The following is a 15,215-nucleotide window of genomic DNA, read 5'->3' as shown; positions in this document are numbered from 1 at the left end:
TCCCTCCCAGCTTTAAAAAGACTGGGTTTCCCACGTACCGAGATTTTCTTATGAATTGGGAGAAAAAAATTAAATCTCTCCATTTTGATGAGCGTCTGAAAAATATTTTTGCAGAAACTAGTACAAAATTTCAAACAGAAATTCAAGAAATACTTGAGGAAGTTGGAAATGAATTAGAGTTACTTGTCAAATTAACAGGTGGTGATTTTAAGTTTACTCAACAAGATTCAAATAGTTTTAGAGATATTTTACGAATTAGTGGAGGTATTATTGCTGTAGCGGCAACTGTTTTAAGTCTATTTACTCCTATTGGTTTTTTAGGTGTTATCGGGATTGTAGGTGGAGTTATTAGCTCTATTGCTGGATGGTTTAAATCAAAAGATGATAAACAGCGAGAAGCTGCTCAAAAAATTTCGGATTCTTTAACTAGTCAGCTTGATAATTATCAACAAAAAACTCTTCAGCAGGCTGAAGATGAATTTAAAAAATATTGCAATGGTGTTGCGAATAGCGTCAGCGATTACTTTGAAGAATTAATTGCAGGATTAGAAGGAATTGCAGAAGAGCTTAATACAGCTAAAACGAAACTTGATAATAATGCTAATTATCTTAATCGGGCTTATGCTAAACGAATAATTGATTGGAGCCTTGGAAAATACGAACCATTGAATGATAGTACGATTCTTAAAACCATTGCTAAAGTCAAGCGTGATTTTGGAAAAAGCATGATTATTCAAACCAAATCTGAAATTAAACTCAATAAATCTCAAGAAGAAATTAAACTCGTTTTGCAAGAGGATGTTTCGATAAATCCTAGCGACTCAACACCCATACAATAATTCAACAAATTAAGTAAATTAACTAAATCTTAGATCAACAGGAGTTAAACAAAATGAATCAAGATAACACCGCCTTTAACGCTGCTGCTGTCGGCGCTAAATTCAAAAAAACTTGCATAAAATTTGATGAATTACTAGCTCAAGCGAATCATCCCGAACTTATAAATATTCGTAAAAAACTAAGAGAAGAATTAAATGAGCATAAAGAAAAGGGAATTCTGACAGTAGCTTTTGTCGGTCAATATAATGCTGGAAAATCTACTACAATCTCTGCTCTTACAGGAAAACGTGATATTCGTATTGATTCGGATATAGCAACTGATAAAACTGCTAATTATGACTGGAATGGTATTAACCTTATCGATACACCGGGACTATTTACAGATAGAAAAGACCACGATGAAATAACTTATGAAGCTATCAATAAAGCAGATTTACTGGTTTTTTCCCTCACCTATATGCTTTTTGATTCGGTGACAGTAGAAAATTTTAAAAAGTTAGCCTATGAAAAAGGTTATCGGTGGAAAATGATGCTTGTCATCAATAAAATGTCTGATGAAGCCGGAGAAGAAGCCCAAAAAATTGCTAACTATCGTCAAAGTTTAGCCGAAGCAATTAAACCCTATAGTTTAGAAGAGTTTCCCATCTGTTTTATTGATGCTAAAGATTATTGTGAAGGTGTAGACGAAGACGAAGAATTTCTGATTGAAATCAGCCGCTTTCAAACTTTTATTGATGCGTTGAATAATTTTGTAGATAAACGTGCAGCATTGGCACGATTTGATACACCAGTACGAATTGCATTAAGTTTAGTTGACGAAGCTCAATTAAGCTGTACGCGGAATTCCGGTGAAGACTCAGCTTTTTTAGAAGTTATAACCCGATTATCTCGAAGCGTAAGAAAAGAACGCGATCGCCTACGAACTAAAGTTAAGAGTATAGCCTTAGAAATGTCTTCTGCAATTGCTAAAGAAGGCGTTTTCTTAGCTTCTGCCGTTGGAAGACAAGAAGACTTTGAAAAACTTAATAAACAAACGGAATCAAATATTCAGCAACAATACGAAAAAGCAGAAACTAAGCTACAAGATGCTGCAAATTCAGCAGTAAAAGATATTCGAGAACAAGTTGCGGAAGTATTGCAAGGAAATTTAGTTCAAACTTTTATAGCTTGTTTAGGAAATGCTCAAAATGTATCAGCTGACAATCTTGCCTCTGGAATGGATACAGAGCGACTTAAAGGACAAGTCAATTTCCTCGAACAAATTGGCAAAACAGCAGGAGTAAAATTAAGCAGTTTTGCTACTAAAAATTCTGCAAATATTGCTGGAAAAGGTTTACTTCGTTCGATGAATGTAGCCGGAAGTGGTTTACATCAAACTGTTTTAACTGTAGGAAAATTTGTCGGCTTCAAATTTAAACCTTGGCAAGCTGTTGGTATTGCCAAAAATATTGGCAATGCTGCTAAATTTTTAGGTCCAGCTTTAGCAGTTGTTTCAATCGGAGTAGATTGTTTTCAAATGCATCAGGAACGCGAACGAGAAAAGCAGATGGCTGATATCCGCTGCGATATTACCAGCCAGTTTCAAAAAATAGCTAAAGACTTAGAAAATCAGATTGAATTACAATTATGGGAATTTGAACAACAAGTTTACGGAGAAATTGAAAAACAAATAATAGCTGCACGCAAACAGGAAGAACAAGCTATTGCTACTTCAAATACTTTGGTAAAACAATTTTTAGAAGTTCGTAATAACTTTGAGGTGATTACTCGTTATATCCAAAAGGCAACAGCAAATTCAGCAGCTAGAAATATTTAATTTAATTAAATCAAAAAAATTCAACTTAACGTATATAGCGGTTTTCACGCTTGAAGAATACAAACTGAACCTCACCCTGTCCTGTCGGACATCCCTCTCCTTATTAAGGAGAGGGAACGAGGGTGAGGGCGATTTATTTTATCCAATACCTCCCCCCTCGCTAAAATAATACTAAACAAAACAATTTCACCTCCAATCATGTCAGATAAAACCACGCGGCGTGACTTCTTAATTACCAGTGCGGCTGTTGCTGGCGGTATTGTCGGATGCAACTCTATACAGCAAAATACTTCTAGCAATGCTGCAACACCTGCAAAAATGCCAGAACAAATTTTAGGTAAGACGGGTGTAAAACTTCCTATATTTGGCTTAGGTGGTGCGGGGCAAACGCCACTATCTCGAAATGAAGCTGAACGAGATGCTGTTGCACAAATTGAAAAAGCATTGCAACTCGGCATCACTTATTTTGATACTGCTGCAAGTTATGGCCCTAGTGAAGATTATTTAGGAAAAGTACTTCCACCTCACCGAAAAAAAATCTTTTTAGCGAGTAAAACAGCCGCTAGAGATAGAGATGGTGCTTGGAGAGAATTAGAAAAAAGTTTAAAACGGTTAAACGTAGATTCTCTTGATTTATGGCAATTGCATCACGTTTCTTTCTCGGAAGAACTTGATACGATATTTTCTGATTCAGGTGCAATTAAAGCGATAGAAGAAGCAAAGCAACAGAAACTGATTCGTTTTGCAGGAATTACCGGACATCACGAGCCTGACATTATTGCTGAAGGGTTGCGTCGCTATCCTTTCGATCACACCTTAATTCCTGTAAATGCAGCCGATAAATATCATCCTCGTCCTTTTCTTCCCGTAGTTTTACCTGTAGCGCGAGAGAAAAACGTCGGCGTAACTGCCATGAAAGTACCAGCTTACGGTCGTTTATTTAAACCCGGTGGATTATCTGGTATGAATCAAGCTTTAGGTTACAGCTTATCTCAACAAGGAGTACATTGCTGCATAGTCGCCGCCGAGAACATCAAACAATTAGAAGAAAACGTTAATGTAGCAAGAAGTTTTCAGAAATTAGATAACAAACAACTAGCCGCAATCGAAAAGCAAGTTGCAGGAATTTGGGAAGATGGCAACTTTTTCCGAGCCTGGACATGATGAGATGGGGAGACAAGGGGACAAGGGGACAAGGAGAAATAACAACTATCAACTAACAACTATCAACTAACCACTAACAACTAATTGCAAAATCTCCTTCGCCGCTCTTTCGCAAACTCCGATTTCTCCGACAAACTGCTGCATTTCTTGATAATCAGCTTTCATTTTCTGCTGTCGCTGTTCGTTTAACAAAAATTCCATCGCTGCTTCTACGATGTTCTCCGATGTGGCTGTTTCTTGAATGAATTCGGGGACAATTTCCCGCATTACTAATAAATTCGGTGGGGAAGCGTAGGAAAATTTTATTTTAAGTATGTTTTTTCCAACCCAATAGGTGAAGGGATGTAAACGATATAAAACTACTTGGGGAATATTTAATAATGCTAATTCCAAATTCACCGTACCTGATTTGGTAATTGCTAAATCCGCAGCAGCTAATACTTCTTTCTGTTGACTGGATACCAAAGTCGCTTTTAATTGATACTTTTGTATTTGTTTTTCTATTTCTTCTTTATATCTTTCCATAGACAAGGGAATCCAAAAATGTACTTCTGGCATTTTATTTTGAATTTCTCTTGCTGCTTCAAATATTACCGGCACTAAATACTTTACTTCTTGGGAACGGGAAGCTGGTACGAGTGCTACGCAAGTGACATCATCGGCGATTCCCAACTTTGCACGCGCTGCTTCTCTTGTGGGAAAACTTTGCATTCTATCTACTAAAGGATGTCCAACCCAAGTTGCATTAGCACCTTTATTTTGAAAATAACGAGCTTCTTCGGGAAATATCGCCAATACTTTATCGCTAATATTTATAATTTGCTGTGTATCTTTTTCCCCCATAGAAGTAACCCAAACTTGAGGTGCAATATAGTAAACCGTTGGCACATTGGGCATATGACGACGAATATACTTACCAATAGCAATATTCGGCCCCGCATAGTCGATAAACACCACCAAATCTGGCGGATATTCTTTTAGAAAGGCGATCGCCTGTCGCTGTATTTTTAAAGTTGGCAATATAAAAGGCAAAGACTCTAAAAGTCCGATAGAGCCAATAGAAGTGGTATTTCCGATCAAAGTTGCGCCAGCAGCAACCATCTTCTCGCCACCCAAAGCCACAATTTCTAATTCCAATCCTGTTGCAGCAGCTTGATTTTTGAGCGCAGTAACTAATAATGAACCTTGTAAATCTCCTGACACTTCGCCAGTACTAATAAATATTCGCATTAGAATTTGGGCATTGAGAATAGGGCATTGGAAAATAGTTAGGAGTTAGGAGTTATAAGTTAGGAGTTAAGAATTAGGACTTAAGAATTCTTTTCTCCCCATCCCCTTGTCCCCTTGTCTCCCCATCCCCCCATGTCTTTCACTCTCTACCTGGAATTAAACCGCGTCTTCCGGGCATTTGAGAAAGTAATAAAAATCTACGTAAATGTTTTAAATGTTCTGTATCGCCTAAGAATTCTAGTTTTTCTATAGCTTCTTTGAATGTTATATCGGAACGGTAGAGAATGCGGAAGGCTTTTTTAAGTATTTGTAATTCTTCGCTAGAAAAACCGGCGCGTTTAAGTCCGATTAAATTAAGGGTGCGAATGCGTGCGGGATTTCCTTCTACCAACATATATGGTGGTACATCGCGATCGATGCGTGCCATACCACCTACCATTGCCCGCGCACCAATATGTACGAACTGATGAACGCCTAAAACACCACTTAGTCTTGCTCGTGATTCTATATATACATGACCTGCTAGCGCTACTGAGTTGGCAATGACTACAGAATCTTCTAAAACGCAGTTATGACCTATATGCACATAAGCCATTAATAAATTACCGTTACCAATGCGAGTTTCTTCACCCGCACCAGTAGCGCGATTGATAGTAACGTATTCCCGAATACTGTTATCGTCGCCAATCTTAACCGTACTAAGTTCCCCAGCAAACTTTAAATCTTGAGGCTCCGAACCAATAACGGCACCTGCAAAAATCTGATTTCTAGCTCCTATTTCCAGAGGCCCTTCAAGCACTGCATGAGAACCGATAATAGTTTCCGGGCCTACTTTTACGTCGCCCTCAATCGTCGCATAAGCACCAACTTTAACGGTCGGGTGCAATTGCGCTTTAGGATTAATTACAGCAGTTGGGTGAATAAGTGTCTTCAAGGGTGCATCTCCAGAACAGTTTGCGCGGCACGAGTAATTTAAGTATTCAGTAGCCGAAAGCAACAATTATTGTAAGGGCGGCGAAAATTCAGAATTTTTACTATACTATAGTGGATTGTTTTTTACTGATATTCTAATAAATCAGAATTCAGTAAAGGCACTATTGATATGTGCCTTTACTCACTTAGTTATTTCTCAATTAACAAGAGAAAACATTAATTCGCCTTTGGCTGCGAGCTGACCGTCCACTTCGGCGCGGCCTTGCATCTTACCAAAACGACGACGCTTGACCCACAACAGTTCCAAGGTCATTACGAGTTGATCTCCAGGAACTACTTGACGGTGAAAACGTACTTTATCAATGCCAGCAAATACAAAAAGTCCGCCTTCATACTCGGGTAGTTGAGTCATTACGACACCACCGACTTGTGCCATCGCCTCAACAATTAGTACGCCTGGCATAATAGGCTGTCCGGGAAAATGCCCTTGGAAATGAGGCTCGTTAAAGGTAACATTTTTTAGACCAACGGCTTGCTTTCCAGGAACATAGTTGGTAATTCTATCTACCAATGCAAAAGGATAGCGATGCGGTAGCAGTTTCTGGATTTCTTCTACTGTAAAAATTGTTTTGTTCTCCGCTTGGGTTGTACTATCACCCAATTTATCTTCAGTAGATGCAGGCGCGTCCGCTTTGTTGGTATTAACTTCGGTAACAATTGACATTTGGTTTCGTTGGGTTGAATTTTTTCGATGGGTATTGAGAGTAGGCGATTGTTTTACGAAACTCCCTCAAACATTTTTGATTTTAGAGCCACTGCGTTGTGGTGAGTCTAGTTGGGGGTGTCGGTTTCCGTCCCCCAAACTAGCGAACCCGAAGGGAGGTTCCCTTTATTGAAGCAAGTGGCGTGATTTTAGCGGTTTTTAGTCGAATCAAATCCAGTATGACGGAGATGGGCATCCATAAAAGTCAGAATTCTATAAACTTTTTTGTATTGCACTCAACCGAGAAACGCGCTTGGTTTTCAAATCGAAAAATCTGAGCTTCTCAGTTCTAAGATTCTATGCGCCAGTTGAATATGTAAATTGTGGCTGGCTTTGTAAGCTAAGAAGTGAGCGCGAGGGAAAATTCCTAATAAACTTAAATCTCCTACTAAATCCAAGATTTTATGACGTACAGGTTCATTTGCAAATCGTAGTGGTGGATTAACCCAGCCATCTGGGCCGCATACAAGGGCATTTTCTAAACTTCCGCCCTTAATTAATCCAGCTGTTTTTAAATGTTCTATTTGATGCATTAAACCAAAGGTACGGGCCGGAGCTATTTCTGTAACAAAGGTTTCATAGGAGTTCTGCTGTTCGCCATCGGGCTGCCAACTGTGCCATTGATTACCAATCGCGGGTAATTCAAAATCAATTCCGTAGCTAAAACGAGTTTGTGGTGCTGGTATAGCACTAACAAAAGCATCTTCGTCACTTACCCAAATGGGTTCTTCTAAACATAAAGCGTTTTCAGAAACAGTAGAATCTTGCTCCACCGTACCGACTAATCGTATATTCTCCGCCCATATTCGTGCCGAACCATCTAAAAGCGGTACTTCCGGGCCATCAATTTCAATACGGGCATTATCTACCCCCATACCAGCCAAAGAAGCCAACAAATGCTCCACAGTACGAACGCTGGCTTCACCATGCCTTAATTGAGTCGAGAGAACCGTCTGACTGACCGCTGCAATGGTCGCTGGAATAGTCGGTGCATCAGGCAAATCCACCCGTACAAAATAGCGTCCGCTTCCCGGCTTTGCTGGTACTATGCTGACGCTAGTAATTATCCCACTGTGTAGCCCAGTTCCTGTTTGATTGATTGAGGAGGCTATTGTACGCTGTTGCATAAGGCACCCTTTACTTCAAGAATATCCCAAAATTGCTTGCTAATTGTGTATAAAAAAGTATTCGCCTCAAGAACCACAGCTAAGATTCTCAGAAGCAATGCTAATGGTAAAAATTAGCAAGATAAACGGCAAACAGAATAGTTGGGAATTGGGAGATAGGGGGACAAGGAGACAAGGGGACAAGGAGACAAGCAGAAGAATAACTAGTTCGCTACTTACTTTCCCAACTCGCAACTCGCAACTCGCAACTCCTAACTAACAGTTCCCAATCCCTGCATCCCTGCATCCCTGCATCCCTGCATTCCTAAAACCTTTCCCCAATACCAAAGTTAATTCGGCTGTCTCCATCATCGTTGAGTCCGTAGTCAATGCGAATTGGGCCGAGTGGTGACTGTACCCTTACGCCAAGTCCATAACCTATACCAGTACCGCTTTTATTAAGTATTTCTGCTGGTTCGGTTGTGGTTCCTAAGTCACTACCAACATCAACAAATAATGCGCCGCTAAGTACTGAGAATAGTGGGAAGCGATACTCAACGGATGCTTCTACATAACTGCGTCCGCTGCTTAATGCACCTTCGTCATAACCGCGAACTGAGTTACTACCACCTAATGAAAACGCTTCATAGGGAGGTAAGTCACCGAGAACTGTTCCAGCTTGAAAGTTAAAAGCTAGGGTTTCGGCTCCTTTACTAAAGTTGGTCAAGTCTACAGGTATGTATTGACTGTAGCTACCCCTTAATTTTGTCATCGCAATAGTACCTTGTCCGATAGGTACCGACTGATCTACACCAAGACGTAATAAGGAGCCTTTAGTTGGTTGTAAGGGGTTGTTTCGTTTATCGCGAGATGCTCCGAGCTTAACTAAAAATAAATCATCTCTACCGTCTCCAGAAGCGCTGAGTTCAACTTGTCGCGAATCTATGTTGTCACCATCAAAAATTGCACCTCTTGCTCTAGTATCCCCGTCTCCATCCGTGATGTTAACTCTTTGATACTGCAAACCAGCAGAAGCTACCCATTCTGATTTTTCATAAGGATTTTTACCTAGAGGACGAGTAAAGTTTACGCCACCACCAGTACGGACAACACGAGGGCGATCGCGTGCGTCATTGTTTCCGCTGGGGTCATCTAGATCGAATGTTTCAATTTCTTCTTCGTCGCCGTCAAAAATCAAGGAAATTGACCGACGACGGAATGCATTAACTGTATAAGAAGTACGGAAAGGGTCGCCTGCTATCCAGGGGTCTGTAAAGCGGAGGTCAAACAACAATTCCCGCGCTCCGACCTGTAGTTCTGCACCTAAATCTTGATTTCTTCCGTTGAGGTTTTGCTCTTGGTAGCTAATAGTACCGAATAGTCCGCTCGCAGAACTAATACCGGCACCTGCGGCGATCGAACCGCTGTTTCGTTCTACAACATTGACGATAACATCTACTTTACTGGGGTCAGTACCGGGATCGAGAGCAACGTTGACATCTTCAAATAAACCCAACCCAAATACCCGCTGCAAGTCTCTTTGTACCAAATTTCGGTTAAATACTTGTCCTGGCTTGAGTTGCAATTCTCGCTCAACAATATATGGTTTGGTTCTTCCTTTTACGGGTTTCCCATCATCGGTAGTCGCTTCACCATCTTTGTTGCGGAACTGGACACGAATATCTTCGACCAAACCTTCAGCGACTTGTAGAGTAACTACCCCATCAGGAGATACTTGGGGCGCTCCAATGACGTTAGCCAGTACGTAACCTTGGTCTTGATAGGTTTTAACTAGCTGTTTGATATTTTCCTGTAATTCGCGCAAATTGAGAATTTGACCGTACTGTTCGTCGAATATGTCATTAACTGTTTTCTCAGGTAGTACGGAGGGAACGTTAGCACCGGGATTTGCATTTATTTGCACTTTTTGTAAAACGGGGTTGGGTTGAACAACAAAGCTCACCCTGACTCCCAATGGTGTATCTTCCGGTGCAACTTGAACGTTAGAGAAAAAGCCGGTTCCAAAAATAGCGTTTATATCTTCTTGTAATTGCGAACGGGTTGTAGTTCGTCCGGGTTGAGTGCGAATAACTCTATAAACTTGTTCTTGTAATTCTCGTGTTAATTGTCCGCTCTCCGATCTTACCAACACTTCTGAAACTAATACTTGAGTTTCATCTGCTGCGGGCTGCTGTTGTGGCGTTCCCGGAGTCTGGAATTGCGGCTGCTGCTGCTGCTGTTGATTTTGCTGCGTCGTTCCCGGAGCCTGGAATTGTTGCTGCTGTTGCTGCTGTTCTGAAGGATTTATTCTTGGCTGTACCGGAGCTTGGTTTTCGGTTGGAGGAATTTGCGGCTGAGTAGAAGGAACATCAGTAGGAGATAGTTCTGGTTCTTCGCTACCTTCGGGAAAATTATCCGGTGGGGGAATTTGTGGAGTATTTTGTGCTGTTGTTGAATTAGAAGTCGAATTAGTTGTTGGTATAACTACTTGCAACTTTTGTGCATCTGAAGATTTCCGCGATATTCCTACAGATCCGTCTTTTTCATCGATGCTCGCTGCTTTGAAAATATTTTGTGAGTCTTTAGAGGTATTGGCAGTTTGTGCATTTGCACCATAAGAAACTCCTAGTGGAGTCGCAAAAGCCATCACCGCCACCAAAAAGGGAGATAAGCGCATTTTATTTAAATTCCTATTCACTTCCACACACCATCGTTCAATATGATAATCATTTGTCATCAGTCAGCAGTTATTTGTCAAGAACAGTCATAACTCATAACATCAACCAAAATCCAGTTAACTAGACACTCGCTTCTACTGTTCTTAACACTCTTTCTAAAACTTCTTGGTAAGCATTTTCCACATTCCCTAAATCTTGCCGAAAGCGATCTTTGTCTAAAACCCTGTCTTTGAGGTTATCGGTAGAGTTATCCCATAAACGACAAGTATCGGGGCTAATTTCATCAGCTAGAAGTAGTTTTTGTTGTGAGTCCACACCAAACTCTAGCTTGAAGTCCACCAAAGTAATGCCACATTTGCCAAAAAAGCCTTTCAAAAAATCGTTGATTCGCAATGCTAGATGAATAATCTCCTCAACTTGTTCCTGGCTAGCGAGTTCTAACAATAGTAGACGTTCTTTAGTTAACAATGGATCGCCTAATTCGTCATTTTTGTAATAAAACTCTACTAAGGGCTTGTTTAATACGGTTCCCAACTCCAAACCTGTTTGCTTGCAAAGGCTTCCTGCTGCTATATTCCGCACAACTACTTCTAACGGAATTATTTTCACAGCTTTTACCCGCATTTGGTTTGAACTCGGATTATCCAAATAATGAGTATTAATACCGTTTTTTTCTAGCTGCTGAAATAACTTGCTAGAAATACTACAGTTCATTGTTCCTTTGTTACTGATGCTGCCTCGTTTTTGAGCATTAAAAGCAGTTGCATCATCTTTAAAATCAGCGAGTAAGATTTCTGGTACATCTGTCTGATAAAGAATTTTGGCTTTTCCTTCGTACAACTTGGAGGTAACAGACATGGTAGAAAGATTATTTAGTGCGAAAGGGAACTGATGCCAACAATATGGCTTAACTATTTTATATGACGTTATTGATTAATCAGCATTAAGTAAGTCGGCGTTGCAAATCATAGTTATAAGGAGGGAGTAGGGAATTGGGAATTGGGGATAGAAAATGTACGCTTGTCTTTTATGCCTTCCGGGCACGCAATACCTACGGTACGTTCAGCTAGTATTCGACCACATTAATTCTGCTAGGTTCGTAGTAGCGCTTTAGTGCATCCGGAATCCGGATGCGCTGTAAACTAAGTTTTCTCGTTAGCGAAGCGTCTCCCTCCGGGAGATAGAGTAGCGCTACTACGAACAATGACTTACTTATAACCGTTTCCTATTCCCTGTTTCCTGTTCCCCCAATCTATCTAAACGAAATATTAAATTAATTTGGCACGGGTACTTATTCGTTTTTCGTAGAAATTACTATATATCAAACAAGTAGAAGCAAAGTTAAAATAAGGTTAACTAGCGGTCTTTGATTTAAACTTGAGACGAACAGTTTTGATATCTGGAGACGGAAAAATGGAAAAAGAAGATTTTCTTTACCCTCGCAGTCGTTACTACGGTGAGTTTAACCCAGAAAATTTAGTATTTAATGCTAACTTGCAAGAATTTGCTCAAAAGATAAGTGTAATATGTAACTTAGAAACTTCAGGAAAACTGCCTCCTGGAGAAGCTTATGAGCAAATAAAAGCTTTATGGAAAGAACTAAAAGAATCAAAAAAAGGACTTCATATCGGTCAAAACTCCTCTGAAGGAGATGCAGGAAACAGTTAAAACTAATTAGAACTAAACTCTAACGTTAGACAAATTGCAGAATTACTCAAACATTTTAACTAAGTGTAATTAAAGTCTAATTAATAACCCATAATTGATAACTGTTCACTGTTCACTGTTCGCTGTTCGCTGTTTACTTATCAACCATTGTCCAAACTCCACTCCAAGATTCTTCGGGAGGTTGTCTTAAAAATTTGTTGCAACGGGCAATGTGAATATTGACGGCTCTATCTATAGGTCGAATTTTTTTTGCAGCTTCAAAACAAATCAACGCTTGCGGAAAATTTCGGGATGAATAAGCAGCGCGTCCTGCATGATAATGAGACAAGAATTCTTGAGTATTCGCATCCAAATAAGCAGTGCGATCGCCAATTAATTCATAGATTTTTACTGCTTGATGTTTTCCTTTAACTCGTATCTTGTCTAGTTCGCGCACAACAACACGGTCGCTACATAGCTGATACGTAAATTCGCTTAAAACAATATCGCAACCATATTCCTTAGTCGTTCCTTCCAAACGGGAACTTAAATTAACTCCATCTCCAATTACGGTGTAGTCCATTCGCTTGCGAGAACCGATGTTTCCTGAAACGACTTCTCCGGAACTAATCCCAACTCCAATTTTGATTTGTGGCTGTTCTTGAACAATTCGCCGTTCGTTAAATTCCTTGAGCCGATGTCGCATATCTAACGCTGCTTGTACCGCTCGCCAAGCATGATTTTCTGTTAAAGGTAGGGGCGCACCGAATACGGCCATCAAGGCATCTCCAATAAACTTATCTAAAGTGCCTTCATAGTTAAAAACCGATTCCACCATCGTTTCAAAATACTGATTGAGTAGCGATACGACTTCAGCAGCCCCAAGGTTTTCGGTAAGTGTTGTGTAGCCTCGAATGTCCGAAAATAAAATCGTGACTTCTTTACGCTCTCCCACCATCAAGCCGTCTTCCCCTAAAGCCATAACCTGCTCGGCTACGTGAGGAGTTAAATAACGGTACATAGTAGTTTTGAGGCGCTTTTCTTGACTGATGTCTTCCAATACCGCCAGCCCACCACGCACGCCACCTTCTGGATTAGTTAAAGGATTAACAGTAAGATTAATACTTCTTTCTATTGGTTCGACTTGAGAAGAATGTACGAACTGAGATTGGGGAGTCAAAGGTTGATTCCAAGGAATAAAAACTTCTGGATTAGTCGAGCTTGGTAATGCCAGAATATATTCTTCCGATTCTTCCGATTCCCCCGGTAGATAGTACAGTCCTACCATTAAACTTTGCTCTGGAACGTAATGTCTTGCCCCATTTTTTAAACTATCTTCCAATCGAAACTGTAAATTTTCAATTGGTACAACTTCCCATAATGACCTACCAACTAAATTTTTTTCCCAAAGAATTTTATTATCTCTAGTACTTGCATCTCCTGTCAGCGGACAACCCAACAACTCTAATGCTGCATCGTTGATGGTGACTATTCGACCTTCCATATCTGTAGAGATTACAGCATCGGATAAACTTTGCAGAATATCTTTTTGATATTGTTTTTCTAACAATACACTTTCAAATAAACGGGCATTTTCTAAAGCAATTCCTGCTTGGATATTAAAAGCCCGCATAAATTCTTCGTCTGATGCAGTAAAACTACCTTTTTGTTTATTAATTAACTGTGTAACGCCAATCAATTCATTGGCTGAATTAAAAACCGGCAAACATAAAATATTACGAGTATAATAACCCGTCTTTCTATCTGTTGTCGGATCGAAACGAGGATCTTTATAAGCATCGGCAATATTTAAAGCTTCGCCAGTGGATGCAACATAACCAACAATTCCGCGATTGCCGGGAATGCTAATTTCCATCATAGTTTCACCATCAGCGGCTGCAACTTTTGTCCACAGTTCGCTCATTTCTTTACGGTACAAAAATAGCGTACTGCGATCGGCTTGCATCAAAATTCGAGCTTGTTCCATAACTATTTGCAAAGTTACTTCTAAGTCCAAACTTTGGCCAAGCGTTTGAGTCGCTCGTAAAAGAGCTGTTGCACCCCTTTGATTGCGGGCTGCGACATAAAAAGATTGACAGCTTTCCAGAATAATTCCAATACTTGCAGCAAATTCCCGAAAACAGGTTTCATCTTCACTATCAAAAGGAGTGTCCCCTGCTTTATTTGCTAGTTGTACAACAGCAACAACTTCATTTTTACTGCTGACAACTGGCATACACAAAATATTGTCAATTTTATAGCCTAACTGCCTTTCTAATTCCGGGCTAAATAAAGGATGAGTAGTTGTTTCGGCGATATTCAAATATTGTCCGGTAGTCGCGACATGACCGGGAATTCCTACATTTACGGGAGTACGAATTTCTAACACCTGATTAACATTATTTTGCGGCACTTTTGACCATAGCTGACCTTTATCACGATCAACTAAAAAAATAGTCGTATGTTCTGCTTGCAGAATTTGACCGATTTTGAGCGTAATTGCCTCAAGAACTTTCTCCAACATTGTTTCTAGAGCTTCATTATTTATCAGTTCTATTGCTCTAATAAACTGTTGGAATTCGGCAGTGATAAAATCCAACAAGCAAACAAATTCATTAACAGAAAGGTCTTTGACACGCCGTAATAGAGCGTGGGTACGATTAACCTGTGTAAGCTCAGTTAACGTAGCTAGTACGCTACCTGGATTTAAAAGTGTCATGGGAATTATAAATTCAAGATAATAGAGGTTCGATTATGGGTACAATTTTATACTTACACCAGAATGATAATCTAATTTTTACAATTTATAACTATATAAATGCAGATGCTTGCTAGGCTATAACTCCAAACAAGACTTATTTATCTATTTTTGAATTAAAAATGTATCTGAAAGCGTCTTACACAAGTTTAATAGAATCATTTAACACCAAGTACTAAACAACTCCGCTAAAAACTTGTTGCAATTTCAAGTATTTATCTGAAATGCGAAATGTGCTGATAATAATTTAAAGAAACTGGCTAAATTGCAGAAAGAATTA

General features: G+C 39.8%; 11 protein-coding genes. 4 read left to right on the top strand and 7 right to left on the bottom strand.

Features of this window, described 5'->3' with window-relative positions:
- Positions 1–50: 50 nt before the first annotated feature.
- The 3 genes from ACM03V_RS08420 (at position 51) to ACM03V_RS08410 (ending at position 3,820) form a co-directional block, all read left to right on the top strand.
- Positions 51–839, top strand: coding sequence for a hypothetical protein (locus tag ACM03V_RS08420; RefSeq protein WP_414620314.1), 789 nt, complete (start codon positions 51–53; stop codon positions 837–839).
- Positions 840–892: 53 nt separating this feature from the next.
- Positions 893–2,656 carry a GTPase gene (locus tag ACM03V_RS08415; protein ID WP_414620313.1) on the top strand — a complete coding sequence of 588 codons (1,764 nt, stop codon included), beginning with the start codon at positions 893–895 and terminating at the stop codon, positions 2,654–2,656.
- 198 nt (positions 2,657–2,854) lie between these two features.
- Positions 2,855–3,820: an aldo/keto reductase gene (locus tag ACM03V_RS08410; RefSeq protein WP_414620312.1), complete on the top strand. Its 966-nt coding sequence runs from the start codon at positions 2,855–2,857 to the stop codon at positions 3,818–3,820.
- 66 nt (positions 3,821–3,886) lie between these two features.
- Here ACM03V_RS08410 and lpxB read toward each other — a convergent pair whose 3' ends face one another.
- From lpxB to purC, 6 genes are all read right to left on the bottom strand, one after another.
- A complete protein-coding gene (gene lpxB, locus ACM03V_RS08405; RefSeq protein ID WP_414620311.1) occupies positions 3,887–5,050 on the bottom strand; it encodes a lipid-A-disaccharide synthase in 1,164 nt (387 codons plus the stop codon).
- A 139-nt stretch (positions 5,051–5,189) separates the two neighbouring features.
- Complete coding sequence (gene lpxA, locus ACM03V_RS08400) at positions 5,190–5,984, bottom strand: acyl-ACP--UDP-N-acetylglucosamine O-acyltransferase (RefSeq protein ID WP_414620310.1); 795 nt, start codon at positions 5,982–5,984, stop codon at positions 5,190–5,192.
- Positions 5,985–6,179: 195 nt separating this feature from the next.
- Positions 6,180–6,707, bottom strand: coding sequence for a 3-hydroxyacyl-ACP dehydratase FabZ (gene fabZ / locus ACM03V_RS08395; protein WP_414620309.1), 528 nt, complete (start codon positions 6,705–6,707; stop codon positions 6,180–6,182).
- A 299-nt stretch (positions 6,708–7,006) separates the two neighbouring features.
- Positions 7,007–7,873 (bottom strand): UDP-3-O-acyl-N-acetylglucosamine deacetylase, encoded by an 867-nt coding sequence (gene lpxC, locus ACM03V_RS08390; protein WP_414620308.1) that lies wholly within the window; start codon positions 7,871–7,873, stop codon positions 7,007–7,009.
- Positions 7,874–8,177: 304 nt separating this feature from the next.
- Positions 8,178–10,589 carry a BamA/TamA family outer membrane protein gene (locus tag ACM03V_RS08385; RefSeq protein WP_414620307.1) on the bottom strand — a complete coding sequence of 804 codons (2,412 nt, stop codon included), beginning with the start codon at positions 10,587–10,589 and terminating at the stop codon, positions 8,178–8,180.
- 61 nt (positions 10,590–10,650) lie between these two features.
- The gene (gene purC, locus ACM03V_RS08380) at positions 10,651–11,388 is read right to left on the bottom strand and encodes a phosphoribosylaminoimidazolesuccinocarboxamide synthase (protein WP_414620306.1); all 738 of its coding nucleotides are present in this window, start codon (positions 11,386–11,388) and stop codon (positions 10,651–10,653) included.
- A 555-nt stretch (positions 11,389–11,943) separates the two neighbouring features.
- Here purC and ACM03V_RS08375 point away from each other — a divergent pair.
- On the top strand, positions 11,944–12,198 hold the full coding sequence (locus tag ACM03V_RS08375; RefSeq protein ID WP_414620305.1) for a hypothetical protein: 255 nt from the start codon (positions 11,944–11,946) through the stop codon (positions 12,196–12,198).
- A gap of 133 nt (positions 12,199–12,331) precedes the next feature.
- Here the strand turns inward: ACM03V_RS08375 and ACM03V_RS08370 are convergent, their stop codons facing one another.
- On the bottom strand, positions 12,332–14,896 hold the full coding sequence (locus ACM03V_RS08370) for a GAF domain-containing protein (protein ID WP_414620304.1): 2,565 nt from the start codon (positions 14,894–14,896) through the stop codon (positions 12,332–12,334).
- Positions 14,897–15,215: the final 319 nt, after the last annotated feature.

Source organism: Calothrix sp. CCY 0018 (genome assembly GCF_963920925.1).
In the GTDB taxonomy this organism is placed as follows: domain Bacteria; phylum Cyanobacteriota; class Cyanobacteriia; order Cyanobacteriales; family Nostocaceae; genus Rivularia.
Note: the sequence above shows the minus strand (reverse complement) of the source record. Positions and strands in the feature narration are given on the sequence as shown.

What these genes read in the sequence shown, in the direction of transcription:
- ACM03V_RS08370 (WP_414620304.1), bottom strand. Translation starts at nt 14,896, where the DNA reads ATGACACTTTTAAATCCAGGTAGCGTACTAGCTACGTTAACTGAGCTT.
- ACM03V_RS08415 (WP_414620313.1), top strand. Translation starts at nt 893, where the DNA reads ATGAATCAAGATAACACCGCCTTTAACGCTGCTGCTGTCGGCGCTAAA.
- fabZ (WP_414620309.1), bottom strand. Translation starts at nt 6,707, where the DNA reads ATGTCAATTGTTACCGAAGTTAATACCAACAAAGCGGACGCGCCTGCA.
- ACM03V_RS08385 (WP_414620307.1), bottom strand. Translation starts at nt 10,589, where the DNA reads ATGACAAATGATTATCATATTGAACGATGGTGTGTGGAAGTGAATAGG.
- lpxB (WP_414620311.1), bottom strand. Translation starts at nt 5,050, where the DNA reads ATGCGAATATTTATTAGTACTGGCGAAGTGTCAGGAGATTTACAAGGT.
- ACM03V_RS08420 (WP_414620314.1), top strand. Translation starts at nt 51, where the DNA reads ATGAATTGGGAGAAAAAAATTAAATCTCTCCATTTTGATGAGCGTCTG.
- ACM03V_RS08410 (WP_414620312.1), top strand. Translation starts at nt 2,855, where the DNA reads ATGTCAGATAAAACCACGCGGCGTGACTTCTTAATTACCAGTGCGGCT.
- lpxC (WP_414620308.1), bottom strand. Translation starts at nt 7,873, where the DNA reads ATGCAACAGCGTACAATAGCCTCCTCAATCAATCAAACAGGAACTGGG.
- purC (WP_414620306.1), bottom strand. Translation starts at nt 11,388, where the DNA reads ATGTCTGTTACCTCCAAGTTGTACGAAGGAAAAGCCAAAATTCTTTAT.
- ACM03V_RS08375 (WP_414620305.1), top strand. Translation starts at nt 11,944, where the DNA reads ATGGAAAAAGAAGATTTTCTTTACCCTCGCAGTCGTTACTACGGTGAG.